We start from the raw sequence: 15,615 nt of genomic DNA on the forward strand, positions 1-15,615 counted from the left end.
TCGGGCAGTGGGAACACGAGTACACCAGATCGACGCGATGTCCGCCCAGAATCTTTCAGCGATCCTTCAGCTGCACCGCTGCACACTGACGATCATGACTCCTCGCTCCGAACCGGTCGCACAGCCGGAACACAGCGTCCTCACAGTGAACATGGGCATCGTCGAGAACATCGCCGCCCGCTCGTCGACGAAGGAACCACGATGAACACACCAGAGCAGGGCTACCGGCGCACGCGCATCGCCACTGCAGCAGTGGCTGCATTGGGTGTCACCGTGCTCGGTGGATCCGCCTCACTGGCCTACCTCGGCACTCACCAACCCGAGGTGGTCACGACGGCAACACAGACCGATGCCTCTGCACACGTTCCGTCGTTCGGGTCGGCACCCCGCGTCACTGCTCCCGGAGTCGGCTCGCCGAACAGCGCCTCGAGTTCGGGTACCACCCACGCCAGAACGCACGGGTCGTGAACCGCGCCGCCACGCGCACCGCGACGGCCACCGCGAGCTGGACGGTATGGGGCTGCGCAGCCGAGCTGACAGTCACCGACCCCGGCAGCATCGAACGAGCCGAACAGATCGTGCGCGCAGAACTCGCGAAGGTCGATGCAGCCTGCAGCAGATTCAGACCTGATTCGGAGCTGACCATGCTCGCGCACAGCGGTGGTCGCCCCACGCCCATCAGCGCCACCCTGCACACCTTCGTCGACGCTGCACTCAGCGCAGCACGTCTGACCGACGGTGCCGTGGATCCCACTGTCGGGTCGACGCTGGTGAACCTGGGATACGACCGGGACTTCGACGCGCTCGCACTCTCGCCCTCTCAGCGGACGGCGGCCGCCGTCGGAACTGCAACCTTTCTCACCCGGGCCGACTGGACGATGGTCAGGCTCGACGACGACCACATCACGGTCCCCGAGCGCCTGGTTCTCGATCTGGGGGCGACGGCCAAGGCGCTGGCGGCGGATCGTTGTGCCCGCGCGGTACACGACGAGCTCGGAACCGGCGTGCTGGTCTCCCTCGGCGGCGATATCGCGACGAGGGGGGAGTATCCCGACAGCGGTTGGCGAATACGAGTGTGCGACGGGGATTCCGAGCCCGCCACCGTCGTCGAGATCGGATCCGACACCGGGGTTGCGACCTCGAGCACGCTCCGGCGGCGATGGCTGCACGAGGGACAGTTGCTGCATCACATACTGGATCCGGAGCTGTCACGGCCCGCCGAACCGTATTGGCGCACAGTGACTGTGATCGCGGCGAGCTGCCTCACCGCCAACACCGTCGGCACCGCGTCCATCGTCCGGGGATCGCAGGCAACGGCGTGGCTCGCGCACCTCGGTCTTCCTGTTCGGGCCGTCTCCGCCGACGGCACGGTCACTCGCTGTGGCGGTTGGCCCGAGGACGAGGAGGACAGGTCATGAGCGAAGCACTGTGGGCGCTGGGCCGCGGATCGGGTATCGCTGCACTCGTCTTGCTCACCCTGGCGGTGGCGTCGGGGATCTTCACTCGATCGGGGCGGCCGCTGTTGACCGTCCCTCGGTTCGGTGTCGTCGAATTACACAGGAGCACTGCACTTCTGGGATCGATATTCGTTGCGATCCACATCGCGACACTGTTCTTCGACCCGTACGCACAACTCGATCTGGTCGACGTCGTCATCCCCTTCGCCGGGGCGTACAAACCGTTCTGGCTCGGCCTGGGCACCCTCGCGTTCGACCTGCTGATCGCGATCACCCTGACCGGTCTGCTCCGACACCGTCTCGGCTATCGCACTTTTCGTGCAGTGCATTGGCTTTCGTACGCACTATGGCCGATAGCCCTGTCACACGGTATCGGCAACGGAACCGATGCGGGCAGCGGATGGTTCCTGGCGACGGCACTGGCCTGCACGATGGTCGTCGCCGCAGCAGGTGCCTGGCGCCTGCGCTACAACTTCCAAGAACACCAGCACACCAGAATCAGGATCGGCCGATGACCACACCGACATATCTCACGGACTCGCTCCTGTCCCAAGCGCATACCGACCTGCGACGCCACACCGATCTCTATGGCGCGCGACCGCCCGGCGACGGCTCGCTGGTCGATGCGGTCGTCCGATCGGGCCTTCGCGGGCACGGCGGTGCGGCATTTCCCACCGGCGCGAAGATGCGCGCGATCTCGGGTCGTGCATCGGTCCTGATCGCCAACGGTGCCGAGGGAGAACCGTTGAGCAGCAAGGACCGAGTGCTGCTCGAACGGTCGGTGCATCTGATTCTCGACGGTATCGCCGCCACGGCCTCGGCACTTCGATGCCGCGATTGCTACCTGTACGTTCCGCAGGACGCCGTGGTCGGCGTACGAGCGGCGATCGACGAGCGACGGCGTCGTGGATGGGATACGACGCACGTACAGGTGGTCGCATCCGCATCCGGTTTCGTCTCCGGGGAGAAGTCCGCGGTGATCTCGGCCATCGAAGGAGGTCCGCCACTTCCCCGGGACAAGAAGAACAGTGCCGCGGTGTCCGGGGTTCGCGGGCGACCCACGTTGGTGCTCAATGTCGAGACCTTCGCGCATATCGCGCTGATCGAGCGGTGGGGTCCACGGTGGTTCCGTTCGCGGGGTACCTCGTCCGAGCCCGGGACGATGCTCGTGACCTATTCGGGGGACGTCCGGCGAGCCGGCGTCGTCGAGGTTCCGTTCGGCTCGTCGGTCGAGGAGATGCTCGCCCGCGATGCCGGTATCGACCTACGCTCGGTGCGGGCGGTGCTGCTCGGCGGGTTTCACGGCACCTGGGCCGGCCGTGATGCTCTGGTCGGCCGTGCGATGTCTCGAGAATCGCTGGCAGACATCGGTGTCCGCCCCGGCGCGGGCATCGTGCATGTACTGGGCGTCGGCTCCTGTGGGCTCGCGGCCACGGCCGAGTTCGTCCGTTACCTGGCCGAGGAAAGCGCCGGTCAGTGCGGCCCCTGCCTCAACGGCCTGCCTCGATTGGCCGACGCGTTCTCGCGGCTGTCCACCGGGCAGAACGTCGAGGTCGCCATCGGCGAGATCGAGCGATACACCCGTCTGGTCGACGGCCGGGGAGCCTGCCATCACCCCGACGGTACGGCGCGTCTGATCCGGTCGGCGATGTCGGTCTTCGCCGACGACGTACATCTGCATCGGTTGGGCTCGTGCGAAATTCACCGAGGAGGACGGCGATGACCATCGAACGCCGAGAAGATGACGTCCTGCACATCGACTGGACGCGGTGCGACGGACGCGGCGTGTGCACCGAGTTGCTTCCCGCCACCCTCACCAGAGACGAGTGGGGCTATCCGCTTGCCAGAAGACCCGGAAACGATCTCCTGCTACACGGAACCGACACCGAGCGGGCGCAGGACGCTGTGCGGCTGTGCCCTCGAATGGCATTGCGCATCAAGTAGATCGAGATTCCGGAGGAAGCGACAGCGGCTCGACCACATTGCCCAGCATTGTCGCGATGGTCGCGACGACAACGCGTCGTTCTGCCGCATAGTCACTGAGGAACCATGTCAGGGCCGTGTGGCTGATACCCCCGACGGACGCGGTGGCGAGCAGTTCGATATCGAGATCCGGAGTGGACGGTACGGGGCCTGCGAATGTGCGGAGGTAGCCGATCAGCATCGATCCGAACTGTTGCATCACCGCAAGATATGTCCGTTCGACGTTCGGGCTGACGCCGAGCACCTCGAGCCACACCACTCGTGCCAGATGAGGGTCCTCGATGACGTGGAAGAACGGGTCGAGTACCTGCCGCGCGACGGCCCGAACATCACTGCGCGGATCCACCTGCGGCATCGCCTCGATGATCGACGCAGTGAGGCGGCCAATGCATTCCGTGTACACGGCGAGAAGAAGTTCCTCGGTGTTCTCGAACTGTCGGTAGAAGTCTCGATCCGCGATCTTGGCCTCTCGGCACAGTCCTCGGACGGTCGCAGCACGAAATCCGACACTTCCGAACACCCGCAGCCCGGCGTCGAGGAGCTGCCTGCGCCTGCGGTCGTCGCGATCGGCAGCACTTTCCCCGCCGTATGCCCGGCCCGGGCCCTGACTTTCGGTCACCGCGGACGCGCGTCGAGCTGCGCGGTGAGCGCACGTACGTCTTTGTCTCGCTCGAGAATTGCGTCGTACACGGGGTTGATCACGCCGCGCAACAGTGACAGCGGGACCCATCGCGCTGGAACCTGAATCCGCGGTGCGCGTCGCTCGATGCCCCGAACCACACCGCGCGCGAGCTTGTCCGCAGAAATCGGTTGCCGCAACAGAGCCGGAAACCCTTTGGCCACCAGCGCCGTTGCGATCTCGTCACCGCCGAAAGCCACGTCCACGATGGGCGTTGCCACCCAGCCGGGATACAGCACACCTGCCGTCGCTCCCGTTCCTGCCAGCTCCAGGCGCAGTGCGCGCCCGAGCTGTTCGACGGCCGCCTTCGATGCCGCGTACGGCGCGTTGGCCAAACCGTTGAGGTACGCGTACGTCGAGGAGGTGAGCAGTACGTATCCCCCGGAATCGACGATGTGCGGCAGAGCGGCCCGTACCGTGTTCCACACGCCGAGGAGGTTGACGCCGATGACTTTCTCGAAGATCCCGTCCTCGACCGACCGTACCGTCGCTGCCGTTGCGCCACTGGAGATTCCGGCGTTCGCCATCACGATGTCGAGCGCGCCGAAGGTGTCGGTCGCAGTGGCGACGGCTGCGTCGAGCTGCTCACGCACGGTGACATCTGCATGGGCGATCGCCACGCGCTGGTTGCCCAGCTTCGCCGCGAGTGACTCCAGATCGGTCGAGTGCATGTCGACCAGAACGACGGAGGCACCGCGCCGGTGAAGTGCGGTTGCCACGGCGGAACCGATTCCACCTGCGGCTCCGGTGATCAGTGCTACCCGACCCGAATGATCCTTCATGCCGATACCTCGTCCTTCGTCGTCTCGGTGGTCGACCGGTGAATGTGGTGAGCTTCGGGCCGAAAGCGTTTGGCCCACCGACGGAATGTGAAGCTGAATCCGGGAAACATGGCGACGACGTGCCCGGATTTGGACTGATACCAGCTGTGACAGCCCCCGTCCTTCCAGACCGTGCCCTCCATCTCGCGGTGGATCGTCTCGGTGTACTCCTGCTCGGCGGCGGCCGTGACCTCGATGGACCTCGCCCCTGCCTCACGGACGGCGTCCACTGCCCGCACGATGTACTCCATCTGCGCCTCGATGAGGAAAATGGCCGAGGTGTGCCCGATTCCGGTGTTCGGCCCGGTGACGACGAACAGGTTGGGAAAGCCGGGAATCGTGGTACCGAGATACGCGCGCGGGTACGGGTCCCAGACCTGGGACAGCGCCCGGCCGTAGCGGCCGATCACCGGATACGAGATGACACCGTCGGTGGCGTCGTATCCGGTGGACCACACCAGTAGGTCGACGTCGACGTGTTCGCCGGTGGTGGTGCGGATTCCGGTCTCGGTGATCTCGGCGATTCCGTCGTCTTTGTCGTGCAGGGTGACATTGGATTGTTCCAGCGCCGGGTAGAACGTGTTGGACAGTAGTACTCGTTTGCACCCGATGGTGTAGTCCGGGGTCACCTTGGCGCGAAGATCCGGATCCGAGACCTGAGACTCGATGTGTTGCACTGCTGTTCGCTGCGCCACCGCCTCGAGCAACCGTCGTGAATACTTGAAGCCGAGGATGCGAGTCTCGAGACTCCAGTAGATGCCTGCGCGGACGAGCCGTCGAATCGGCTCCATGCGCAGCAACTTTCGCTGCAGCGGCGTGAACTCGCGATCATGACGCGGCATCACCCAGTGCGGAGTGCGCTGAAAGACATGCAGTTCCTCGACGTCCGGTTGGATCGCCGGGATCACTTGAGCAGCACTGGCACCGCTGCCGACGATGGCCACTTTCTTGCCTGCGTGCTCGTAGGCGGTATCCCAGTCGTTGGTGTGGAACTGCTTGCCCTCGAACTTCTCCCGCCCCGGGAACGGCGGTACGACGGGTGTACTGAGGGGGCCGGAGGCATTGATGACGAACGTGGCTGCGTACTCACCGCGCGAGGTGGCGATGGTCCAGTGGTCTCCGGCCCATTCGATCTTCTGGACATCGGTATCGAGATGCGTGCGGTCCGGCAGGCCGTTCGATTCGAGTACGTGGTCGGTGTATCGCTCGAGCTCCGCGCGTTCGGCGAACATGCGCGACCACTCGAAGGGCTCCGACGCGATCGAGTACAGCGGACTCTGCACGTCGACGGCTGCACCCGGGTAGCGATTCTGCTTCCAGGTACCACCGAGGAACGGGCGTCTCTCGAGGATGACGAGATCGTCGATGCCCCGGTCCAGCAGTGCCTTCGCTGCACACTGGCCACCGAAGCCGCTGCCGATGATCACGACGGTGTGAACATTCATGCCGACGAACCCCTCCCGATGAGACCCCAAATTCGATGACGTGCGTCATCACTTTAAAGTGATGACGCACGATTCCGCAATGGTTCGTCTCGTTCCCTGTGCCCTCAGTGCCAGGCGAACAGGCGTTGCGCATTCCTCGGCAGCGCGTCCTCGAATGCGTCGTCCCCGAGCAGGCTCCTCGCCCACGAGACCTGAGCGTTCATCCAGCGCCCCTCCTCGTGTTTGGTGAAGGGCCAGTCGGTACCGAACAGCAGATTCTCGGTTCCTCGCGTGTCGAGATACCTCTCGACAGCCTCGACTGCACCTTCACTTCGATACGGTGCCGACACTTTCGTCCATACGTGCGCAAGCTGCCCGACTTCGGACACCAGGTCGATCGCACGCGAATCCTCCGCGCTCGGCAGTCCGAGATGATCGATGACGACCTGCGAGGTCCACGAGGCGAGCCGGGGAGCGAGATCGACCCACTGTTCACCCTTGGCCTGCACCTCCAGGTGCCAGCCCAACCGCTCCATCGCCTCTCCCATGCCCTGCCAGGACGGTCGGCTCAGATCGGGAACCTCGGCTCCGATCAGGTTCAGCCGGACACCACGCACGCCCTGTTCGTGCAGTTCGTCGAGGTCCGGCTTCGACTCCGGGTCGACAACGACCACTCCGCGCAACCGCGCTGGATGCAGTGCGAGGCAAGCGAGGAGATACGAATTGTCGATTCCGAGGAAGCTCGGCTGAATCAACACTCCGCGTTCGATCGCGTTGGTATCGAGCTCCGACAGATAGTCCTCGACGGTCGAGTCGTAATCGGGCGCGTATCGCCGTGTGGTCGCCAGGGTCAGACCTCGACGAAATGCATGCGCATGGGTGTCGACCAGAGGCGGCGAGGGTTGGGTACGCATGCGAGCGAACATACGAGAAACATTTAAACCTGTAAAGGACTAGATGTTTATAGAAGTATGTGCTTGAGTGTGAGTCATGACACAGCACGGCGACAGCAGACTGCCTCTGCACGCGCGGCTCAGGGACGACCTGAACAAACGGATCGTCGCAAACGAGTGGGGTCCCGACGTGGCTCTGCCGTCGGAAGCGGAACTCGCCGCGGCGTACGACGTCTCCATCGGCACGATGCGGCGAGTTCTCGGAGACTTCGTGGCCGACGGCCTACTCGACCGGCGACAAGGACGCGGAACCTTCGTTCGGCGCCCCACGTTCGACAACGCGTTCTTCAGATTCTTCCGCGCCCGCGGTGATGGCAACCGGGTACCGAATGCGCGGATACTCGAACGAGTCAGACATACCGCTTCCGAGGACACAGCTCGCGCGCTGAAACACGACGGCGACGTCCTGCATCTGCACCGGATTCGCGAGTACGACGCGAATCCTTTTCTCGTCGAGGATATCTGGCTGCCCCTGCCGCGGTTCGACGCGATCGCCGATATCGACATCGCCGATCTCGGCCCACTGCTCTACCCCGCCTACGAACAACACGCCGGTGTCATCGTCGGCTCGGCATCCGAGGATCTCTCGTTCGGAGCCACAGATCCCGACATCGCGGCCGAACTCGGCTGCCGGCCCGACGAGGCGTTGGTACGCATCGAAAGAACGGCCCTCACGCACGCGGGCGACGTCGTCGAGTACCGCGTTTCCCACGGCATAGCCGCCGCATTCCGCTACCGATTGGAACTTCGATGAACACACCAGAACTGATCGCCATCGCCGGACTCGTCGCCATATTTGCCATCGCGATGTGGCGCTCACTGAACATGGGAGCAGTGGCGCTGGTTGCCGCGTTCGCACTCGGCGTCGGCTACTTCGGTCTCGAGGTCGGCGACATTGCACAGGGATTCCCGGGCAGCCTCTTCGTGACTCTGTTGGGAGTGACGTATCTGTTCGGCATTGCTCGCGCCAACGGAACCGTGGACGCAATCGTGGGCAGTGCGGTGCACCTCGTCCGCGGAAGAGTCGCAATGATTCCCTGGGTGTTCTTCGTCCTGGCGGCGATCATCACCGGTGCTGGGGCCCTCAGTGCCGCCACCAACGCCATTCTCATCCCCGTCGGCCTCGCATTCGCCTATCGGTACAAGATCAGCCCACTGTTGGTCGGCCTCAGCGTGCTCAACGGAACCAACGCAGGCGGCTTCTCCCCGATCTCGGTCTACTTCAACATCGTCGACGACGTCTTCGGGCAGAGCGGGGTCACCCTCGACCCGGTTCCGATCTTCCTGCTGACCTTCGTGGCCAATTCTGTTCTGAATCTGGTGGCATTCTTCATGCTCGGCGGCCCCGATCTACTCCGTCGCGGAAAGCAGGCGATCGAACCATCGGACGACGAGCCGAGCGGGGGAACGACGGCCGGAACCGGACTTGCCGTCAAGGCCAGGACCAGGACCTGGACCGGCACGAACATCCTCACCGTCGTCCTCCTCGTAGGAATTGTGGCACTGGCACTCGGTTTCACCCTCGACGTCGGGTTCCTGGCACTGACCGCTGCGGTGGTACTTGCCGCCCTGCGCCCGCAGGACTCGAAACGCGCTTTCGAGCAGATCGGCTGGGGTGTGATTCTTCTGATCGGGGGCATCGTCACCTACATCTCGGTGCTCCAGAGCGCAGGCGTCGTAGAGGAGATCGCTGCGGACGTCTCGACGATCGGCGCGCCACTCGTTGCAGCCTTGACCATCTTGTTCGTCGCTGGAGTGGTGTCCGCCTTCGCCTCCACCAACGCCATGTTCGTCGTCCTGGTCCCCCTCGCAGCTCCTCTGGTTCTGGCAGGCGAGGTCAGCACGCTCGGTTTCGTGGTGGCGCTGTGCATCGCCGCATCGGCTGTCGACTCCAGCCCGTTCTCCACCGGCGGTGCACTCATCATCGCCAATACCGAAGAACATCTGCGGGACAAGACTTTCAGAGGATTGCTCATCTGGGGTATGTCGATGATCGTCGTGGCACCCGTCGCGTCCTGGCTCGTGTTCGTGCTACCGAGCTGATGCACTCGCCGAGGCGAGTGCAGAACCTGCCGGGACCCGAATGCCGGACGGGGTCGAAGCCAGGTCGAGGGACCCCCGTAGCGTTGGAGGAATGTCGCGATCACCACGTAACCGGAAATCCCCCGCCGCTCCGAGAAAGCGATCGTCCTCCGCGCTTCAGGCAGGGCACCTTCGGGTGATCGCGACCGGCGGTCTCGGCGAGATCGGCCGCAACATGACCGTGTTCGAATTCGACGGAAAACTGCTCATTGTCGACTGTGGCGTGCTGTTCCCCGAGGAACACCAGCCCGGCGTCGACGTCATCCTCCCCGACTGGAGCTGCATCCGGGATCGTCTCGACGACGTGGTCGCGATCGTCCTCACCCACGGGCACGAGGACCACATCGGCGGCGTCCCCTATCTGCTGCGTGAGCGCGGCGACATCCCGGTCATCTCGTCGAGACTGACGCTGCACTTCCTGGCTGCCAAGTTCGAGGAGTTCAAGGTCTCGACCACACTGATCGAGGTCGAGGCGGGGCAAACCCGTCAGGAAGGCCCGTTCGAGCTCGAGTTCCTCGCCGTCAACCACTCGATCCCCGACGGTCTCGCCATCGCCATTCGCACGGACGCCGGTCTCGTCCTGCACACCGGCGACTTCAAGATGGACCAGTTTCCGCTGGACGGTCGAATCACCGACCTTCGCGGATTCGCACGCCTCGGCGAGGAAGGCCTCGATCTCCTCCTCGTCGACTCGACCAACGCCGAAGTTCCCGGGTTCATGGTCTCCGAACGAGATCTGGTTCCGGCCATCGAGAAGGTGTTCCGCGAAACATCGGGACGAGTGATCGTGTCGAGCTTCGCCAGTCACGTGCACCGCATCCAGCAGGTGCTCGACGCCGCACATGCGCAGGGTCGCAAAGTCGCATTCGTGGGACGATCGATGGTGCGCAACATGAAGATTGCGACCGACCTGAGCTATCTCGATGTTCCCGACGGACTCGTGGTGGACCTACCGAAGCTCAATCGGCTTCCGGCACACAAGATAACGCTGATCTGCACCGGCTCGCAGGGCGAGCCCTTGGCCGCGTTGTCGCGAATGGCCTCGGGAGAGCATCAGATCAAGGTCGGCGACGGCGACACCGTGCTGATGGCGAGCAGCCTCATTCCCGGAAACGAGAATGCGATCTACCGCGTCATCAACGGGCTCGTCGACAAGGGTGCGCGCGTGGTGCACAAGGGAAATGCCAAGGTGCACGTCTCCGGTCACGCGAGCGCAGGCGAGCTCGTCTACTGCTACAACATTCTCGAACCCGCCAATGTGCTTCCCGTACACGGCGAATCCCGACACCTGCGCGCCAATGCCGATCTCGCGATCAAGACCGGTGTCCCGCGTGATCGCGTCCTGATCGCCGAGAACGGCAGCGTCATCGACCTGTTCGACGGCGTCGCGAGCATCACCGGCAGTGTGCCCATCGAACTGATCTACGTCGACGGCAGTGCCGTCGGTGGTGTCACCGAGGATTCGCTGGCCGACCGTCGACTGCTGGCCAACGAGGGCGTTCTCACCGTCATCGCGATCGTCGATCCCGATACCGGCCTGCTGGTCGACGACGTCGACTTCATCGGACGCGGATTCGCGCACGAGCCCAACGCTTTCGACTCACTGGCCAAGGCGATCGGCAAGACACTCACCCGCGAGAGCGACAGCACGGTCGCATCGCGCGAGCAGATCGAAAAGCGCATCGTCCAGGAATCGGCTCGATGGGCCAAGCAGTCCCTGGGTCGTCAGCCCCTCATCGTCCCGGTGGTGGTCGACGGATAAAGCATGTCTTGTCGGTGGCGAGGGACGTCACCACAAGAAAGCCGCACCGGCGCTGAAGCAATTCATCATGCTCGCACCGAGCAGATAGTGCGTTCGGCCCCTGTAGATGGTTCCGGGCCCCTAGAGTCGTGTGGAAAGCACCGGTAACGATCCGGAACTTGACCGGGGGGTCTCGATGGGGAAGTACGCGAAGTTCGGCCGTCGGTGTGCGGCGGTGGTCGCTGCGGTTTCACTGGTGGTAGTGGGCGGGCAATGGTCGGCGGCTGCCGATCCACTCGGCGATTTCCAGAATCCGCCGCGAACCGCCGAATCGATCGCCGCGACACCGCTCGACGATCCGTGGGTCGTTCCGCCGCCCGGATACGAAAAGGCAGCCCCCGGAACAGTTCTGCGGACCCGCAGCGTCACCGTCGGACCACTTGTCACCCCGGTCACCACCACCCAACTGCTGGTCGCCTCGACCGACGCGAAGGACCGCCCCGCTGCCATCATCACCAGCGTCATCGTCCCGACCGCGCCCTGGACCTCGCCCGGCCGGCGCCCTGTTGTCGCCTACAACATGGCCATAGATTCGCTCGGTGCCACGTGTGAGCCATCGTGGACCATGCAACGCGGCATCGCTCCGGAATTGGCACCCGTGCAGCTGCTTCTGGCGCGGGGCTACGCCGTCGTCGTCACCGACCATCAGGGGCCACGCCATGCGTACGCCGTCGGACCGATGGCGGCGCACGCCGTCCTCGACGGTCTGCGCGGCGCGGTCACAACCGCTGCGATCGGCCTCGATCCGACTGCGCCCCTGGGCATTACAGGCTACTCGGGCGGGGCGATCGCATCGGGCTGGGCCGTGCAGGAGGCTCCGGCATACGCCCCCGAACTGAACATCGTCGGCGCAGCGTTCGGCGGAACGCCCACCGACTTCGCACTGCTGCGTCAGTCCATGAACGGCAACGCAGCGTCGGCAGTGTTCCTTGCGGCAGCGATGGGTGTTGCTCGCGAGTACCCGGAGATGCTTTCGCTCTACAACGACGACGGGTGGCGGCTCGCACAAGCGTCGAAGGACCTGTGCATCGTCGGGATTGCCCCGCTCGGAATCGTTGCTCCGATCCGCATCGAGTCACTGTCCATCACTCCCGATGCATTCAATTCGCCGCTGGCGCTCGCGGTTGCTGATCAGAACCGATTGGGAGACGGCGGAACCCCGACGGCACCGGTGTTCATGTATCACGGACAGCAGGAGTTCTGGATTCCGAAGGAAGGTCCCGAGGCCGTGTTCGACAAGTGGTGTTCACGCGGAGCCGACGTCCGCCTCGAGGAATACCTGGGTGAGCACAGCATCGTTGCCGGCAGCGGAGCTCCCGGTGCGTTCGCGTGGTTGGACGACCGCCTCGCAGGAATTCCGGTTCAACCCGGATGCAGTAGCTTCGGCCGCTAGAGCCGAACCTACTCGCTCCGGGTTGCGGCTCCGCGAGCCGACAACACCTCGGTCAGCTCCTCGGCGTAGGCGAGCTGGCGGCGCAACGTCCGGCAGCTCTCCTCGGCCTTGGTGTGGCATTCGCGAACGAAGGCCGCGGCCGATGACAGGTCGTCTTCGGTCGCGTCCGCATCGACCAACGTATCGAGGGATTCGAGCAGCTGCTTCATCTCGGCCAGCGTGAAGTCCAGCGGCTTCATCCGCCGAATGACGAGCAGACGCTCGACGTCGGCCTCGGTGTAGAGCCGAAATCCGCCTGCCGACCGGGCAGAGGGGGTGACCAGCCCGACGTCGTCGTAGTGGCGGACCGTGCGGATCGAGAGCTCGGTTCGTTGAGCCACCTGCCCGATCTGCATGTGACTGCCGTCCTCGCTCATCTGCTGCCTCTCTTCACCCGACCGGCCACCCTCATCATCAGTGCTCGCCGCCCAGATTTCCGCTGAGGCGATCGTGCCGCTCGATCGACGGGGCGTTCAGACCGACGATGTCGACCGTTTTTCCTTTCGCCGCGTACTTGGTGGTGATGGCGTCCAGGGTCGCCACAGTCGACGCGTCCCAGATGTGTGACTCGGACATGTCGATCACGACGTTCTTCGGGTCTCCGACGTAGTCGAACTGATAGATCAGATCGTTGCTCGACGCGAAGAACAACTCGCCCTTGACTGCGTAGACGCGGGTGTCCTCGTCGGGATGTGCCACGTCGATGACCTCGGTCAGATGGGCCACCCGTCGGGCGAACAGCACCATCGCGGTGATCACACCGACGACCACACCGTATGCAAGGTTGTGGGTGACGACGGTGACCGCGACGGTGGCCACCATCACGAGAGTCTCGCTCTTGGGCATCCGGCGCAGCGTCTTCGGGTTGATGCTGTGCCAATCGAAGGTTCCGACGGAGACCATGATCATCACCGCGACCAGCGCAGCCATCGGAATCAACGCGACGATGTCGCCGAGACCGACCACGAGTATCAGCAGGAAGGTGCCTGCGAGAAACGTCGAGATCCGGGTGCGGGCACCGGAGACCTTGACGTTGATCATGGTCTGCCCGATCATCGCGCAACCGCCCATGCCGCCGGTGAACCCGGTGACCAGGTTCGCCACGCCCTGGCCCCAACCCTCGCGGGTCTTGTTCGAGTGCGAGTCGGTGATGTCGTCGACGAGCTTGGCCGTCATCAGTGACTCGAGCAGCCCGACGAGGGCAATGGCCAACGCGAACGGAGCGACGATCGAGAGTGTGTCGAGAGTGAACGGCACATTCGGGATCAGGAACGACGGCAACGAGGACGGCAGTTCGCCTTCGTCACCGACATCGGGCACAGCCAGCGCGAACACGAGTGTGGCGGCGGTGAGAATCACGATCGCGATCAGCGGTGCCGGCACGATGGTGGTGAGCTTGGGCAAGAAGAACATGATGACCAAGCCGACGGCGACCAGCGGGTAGACCAACCACGGCACCCCGATCAGGTACGGCAACTGCGAGGTGAAGATCAGGATCGCCAGCGCGTTGACGAATCCGACCATGACGCTGCGCGGAATGAATCGCATCAGTTTGGCGACGCCGAGCACGCTGAGCACCACCTGCAGAACCCCGCCGAGGATCACCGCAGCGATCAGATAGTCGAGACCGTAGTCGCGTGCCAACGGAGCGACGACCAGCGCTATCGCTCCGGTAGCGGCGGAGATCATCGCGGGTCGACCGCCGACGATGGAGATGGTGACCGCCATCGTGAACGACGCGAACAGACCGACCCGCGGATCGACTCCGGCGATGATCGAGAACGAAATGGCTTCCGGAATCAACGCCAGCGCCACCACCAAGCCGGCGAGGACCTCCGTTTTGAGTCGCTTCGGCGAGCGCAACGCACCCAGCACCGAGACGTCTTCGACGGCGGTGACAGGCACCTGGGCAGCTCGAGACACAACAACTCCGATCGGTTTCTTGGATGCGAGCAGATCGAGCCGGACAGGGTGACACGGGCGTCTGCTCCGCCGGGAACTCTACTCTTACCGGAGGGAAGGTTGCGAATCCTCGCAGTGAGGACGAGGTCAGGGCGTGACCGGCGTGACCACAGTGCCGTCGGCCAGGAAGCGATCGAGATTCTCGAGCGTCAACGCCTCCATCGCGTCGCGCGTCTGCACCGTTGCGCTGCCCACATGCGGCAGCAGTACGACGTTGTCCATCGCCCGCAGGGCCTCGGGGACGTGCGGCTCGTGCGCGAAGACGTCCAGACCGGCTCCGGCGAGCTTCCCGGCGGCGAGCAACTCGATGAGCGCCTCCTCGTCGACGACGCTTCCGCGTGCCACGTTGATCAGGTATCCCTGCGGCCCCAATGCTTCGAGCACCGTCCGATCAACCAGATGCGCCGTTCCCGAACCGCCCGATGCCGCGATGACGAGAACGTCGACACCGTCTGCGAGTTCGGCCGGGCCTGCCGCATAGGAGTACGGCGAACCGGGGATCTCGTTGCGATTGTGATACGAGATAGTGCATCGAAAACCTTTGAGCCGTTCGGCAATTGCCGAACCTATCCGGCCCAGTCCGATGATCCCGACGCGCTTGCCGGTGACCTGGCGCGTCAGCGGAGGGTGGCCCTCGACAGGCCACCGCCCGGCGCGCACGAATCGCTCGGCGGACGACATACCTCGCATGGTGTCGATCACCAGACCGACGGCGAGGTCCGCCACGCAATCGGTCAACACATCGGGCGTGTTGCTGACGGCGATGCCTCGTTCGGCTGCCGCGTCGACGTCGGTGGTGTCGTATCCGACGCCGAAGTTCACCACGGCACCGAGCCGCGGCAGGCGTGCCATCAGCGACGCGTCGACGCCGGTGCGGCCGGAGGTGACGACCGCGATGACCGACTCACCGTGCGCATCGAGGAACTGATCACGATCGTCGCCCTCGGGTAGTTCCAGTGCGTCGTACTCGGCAACCAACGTCTCCGTCAGCGACGGCTTCAGTGGCCCGACGCGCAGTACC

The 15,615-nt window shown here is 64.2% G+C and carries 16 protein-coding genes; 9 read left to right on the top strand and 7 right to left on the bottom strand.

The annotated features are described in order from the left end of the window. The first annotated feature begins 201 nt into the window (after positions 1 to 201). Genes J1M87_RS11670 through J1M87_RS11690 form a run of 5 tightly spaced genes read left to right on the top strand, consistent with a single transcriptional unit; the run spans position 202 to position 3,401 of the window. Positions 202 to 468, top strand: coding sequence for a hypothetical protein (locus J1M87_RS11670; protein WP_206489734.1), 267 nt, complete (start codon positions 202 to 204; stop codon positions 466 to 468). Then, positions 465 to 1,418, top strand: a complete 954-nt coding sequence (locus J1M87_RS11675; protein WP_206489735.1) for an FAD:protein FMN transferase — start codon at positions 465 to 467, stop codon at positions 1,416 to 1,418. The genes J1M87_RS11670 and J1M87_RS11675 overlap by 4 nt, the downstream gene beginning before the upstream one ends. Then, positions 1,415 to 1,972, top strand: coding sequence for a ferric reductase-like transmembrane domain-containing protein (locus J1M87_RS11680; protein ID WP_206489736.1), 558 nt, complete (start codon positions 1,415 to 1,417; stop codon positions 1,970 to 1,972). The genes J1M87_RS11675 and J1M87_RS11680 overlap by 4 nt, the downstream gene beginning before the upstream one ends. After that, positions 1,969 to 3,180 carry an NADH-ubiquinone oxidoreductase-F iron-sulfur binding region domain-containing protein gene (locus J1M87_RS11685; RefSeq protein ID WP_206489737.1) on the top strand — a complete coding sequence of 404 codons (1,212 nt, stop codon included), beginning with the start codon at positions 1,969 to 1,971 and terminating at the stop codon, positions 3,178 to 3,180. Before J1M87_RS11680 ends, J1M87_RS11685 begins: the two co-directional genes overlap by 4 nt. Then, positions 3,177 to 3,401, top strand: a complete 225-nt coding sequence (locus J1M87_RS11690; protein ID WP_206489738.1) for a ferredoxin — start codon at positions 3,177 to 3,179, stop codon at positions 3,399 to 3,401. Before J1M87_RS11685 ends, J1M87_RS11690 begins: the two co-directional genes overlap by 4 nt. Here the strand turns inward: J1M87_RS11690 and J1M87_RS11695 are convergent. The 4 genes from J1M87_RS11695 to J1M87_RS11710 form a co-directional block, all read right to left on the bottom strand. Beyond that, positions 3,394 to 4,059, bottom strand: coding sequence for a TetR/AcrR family transcriptional regulator (locus tag J1M87_RS11695; RefSeq protein WP_206489739.1), 666 nt, complete (start codon positions 4,057 to 4,059; stop codon positions 3,394 to 3,396). The genes J1M87_RS11690 and J1M87_RS11695 overlap by 8 nt on opposite strands. Beyond that, on the bottom strand, positions 4,056 to 4,901 hold the full coding sequence (locus tag J1M87_RS11700) for an SDR family NAD(P)-dependent oxidoreductase (protein WP_206489740.1): 846 nt from the start codon (positions 4,899 to 4,901) through the stop codon (positions 4,056 to 4,058). The genes J1M87_RS11695 and J1M87_RS11700 overlap by 4 nt, the downstream gene beginning before the upstream one ends. Further along, entirely contained in the window at positions 4,898 to 6,385 is a 1,488-nt protein-coding gene (locus tag J1M87_RS11705; protein WP_206489741.1) for an NAD(P)/FAD-dependent oxidoreductase, read from the bottom strand. Before J1M87_RS11705 ends, J1M87_RS11700 begins: the two co-directional genes overlap by 4 nt. Positions 6,386 to 6,489: 104 nt before the next feature. Further along, positions 6,490 to 7,278, bottom strand: a complete 789-nt coding sequence (locus J1M87_RS11710; RefSeq protein ID WP_206489742.1) for an amidohydrolase — start codon at positions 7,276 to 7,278, stop codon at positions 6,490 to 6,492. Positions 7,279 to 7,354: 76 nt separating this feature from the next. Here J1M87_RS11710 and J1M87_RS11715 point away from each other — a divergent pair, with 76 nt between their 5' ends. From J1M87_RS11715 to J1M87_RS11730, 4 genes are all read left to right on the top strand, one after another. Then, positions 7,355 to 8,071, top strand: a complete 717-nt coding sequence (locus J1M87_RS11715) for a GntR family transcriptional regulator (RefSeq protein WP_206489743.1) — start codon at positions 7,355 to 7,357, stop codon at positions 8,069 to 8,071. Continuing rightward, a complete protein-coding gene (locus J1M87_RS11720; protein WP_206489744.1) occupies positions 8,068 to 9,360 on the top strand; it encodes an SLC13 family permease in 1,293 nt (430 codons plus the stop codon). The genes J1M87_RS11715 and J1M87_RS11720 overlap by 4 nt, the downstream gene beginning before the upstream one ends. A 91-nt stretch (positions 9,361 to 9,451) precedes the next feature. Further along, a complete protein-coding gene (locus tag J1M87_RS11725) occupies positions 9,452 to 11,161 on the top strand; it encodes a ribonuclease J (RefSeq protein WP_307830787.1) in 1,710 nt (569 codons plus the stop codon). A 175-nt stretch (positions 11,162 to 11,336) separates the two neighbouring features. Continuing rightward, positions 11,337 to 12,593 carry a lipase family protein gene (locus J1M87_RS11730; protein WP_206489745.1) on the top strand — a complete coding sequence of 419 codons (1,257 nt, stop codon included), beginning with the start codon at positions 11,337 to 11,339 and terminating at the stop codon, positions 12,591 to 12,593. Positions 12,594 to 12,601: 8 nt separating this feature from the next. Here J1M87_RS11730 and J1M87_RS11735 read toward each other — a convergent pair whose 3' ends face one another. The 3 genes from J1M87_RS11735 to J1M87_RS11745 form a co-directional block, all read right to left on the bottom strand. Then, a complete protein-coding gene (locus J1M87_RS11735) occupies positions 12,602 to 13,009 on the bottom strand; it encodes a MerR family transcriptional regulator (RefSeq protein WP_206489746.1) in 408 nt (135 codons plus the stop codon). Positions 13,010 to 13,046: 37 nt separating this feature from the next. Further along, positions 13,047 to 14,555: a SulP family inorganic anion transporter gene (locus J1M87_RS11740; protein WP_307830788.1), complete on the bottom strand. Its 1,509-nt coding sequence runs from the start codon at positions 14,553 to 14,555 to the stop codon at positions 13,047 to 13,049. A gap of 126 nt (positions 14,556 to 14,681) precedes the next feature. Beyond that, a partial coding sequence (locus J1M87_RS11745; RefSeq protein WP_241256784.1) for a 2-hydroxyacid dehydrogenase occupies positions 14,682 to 15,615 on the bottom strand: 934 nt, incomplete at its 5' end.

This window comes from Rhodococcus sp. KRD162 (assembly GCF_017168335.1).
Taxonomy (GTDB): domain Bacteria; phylum Actinomycetota; class Actinomycetes; order Mycobacteriales; family Mycobacteriaceae; genus Rhodococcoides.

Coding starts and splice junctions, on each gene's coding strand:
- J1M87_RS11700 (WP_206489740.1), bottom strand. CDS start 4,901: ATGAAGGATCATTCGGGTCGGGTAGCACTGATCACCGGAGCCGCAGGT.
- J1M87_RS11705 (WP_206489741.1), bottom strand. CDS start 6,385: ATGAATGTTCACACCGTCGTGATCATCGGCAGCGGCTTCGGTGGCCAG.
- J1M87_RS11725 (WP_307830787.1), top strand. CDS start 9,452: ATGTCGCGATCACCACGTAACCGGAAATCCCCCGCCGCTCCGAGAAAG.
- J1M87_RS11715 (WP_206489743.1), top strand. CDS start 7,355: ATGACACAGCACGGCGACAGCAGACTGCCTCTGCACGCGCGGCTCAGG.
- J1M87_RS11690 (WP_206489738.1), top strand. CDS start 3,177: ATGACCATCGAACGCCGAGAAGATGACGTCCTGCACATCGACTGGACG.
- J1M87_RS11710 (WP_206489742.1), bottom strand. CDS start 7,278: ATGCGTACCCAACCCTCGCCGCCTCTGGTCGACACCCATGCGCATGCA.
- J1M87_RS11685 (WP_206489737.1), top strand. CDS start 1,969: ATGACCACACCGACATATCTCACGGACTCGCTCCTGTCCCAAGCGCAT.
- J1M87_RS11670 (WP_206489734.1), top strand. CDS start 202: ATGAACACACCAGAGCAGGGCTACCGGCGCACGCGCATCGCCACTGCA.
- J1M87_RS11730 (WP_206489745.1), top strand. CDS start 11,337: ATGGGGAAGTACGCGAAGTTCGGCCGTCGGTGTGCGGCGGTGGTCGCT.
- J1M87_RS11680 (WP_206489736.1), top strand. CDS start 1,415: ATGAGCGAAGCACTGTGGGCGCTGGGCCGCGGATCGGGTATCGCTGCA.
- J1M87_RS11720 (WP_206489744.1), top strand. CDS start 8,068: ATGAACACACCAGAACTGATCGCCATCGCCGGACTCGTCGCCATATTT.
- J1M87_RS11735 (WP_206489746.1), bottom strand. CDS start 13,009: ATGAGCGAGGACGGCAGTCACATGCAGATCGGGCAGGTGGCTCAACGA.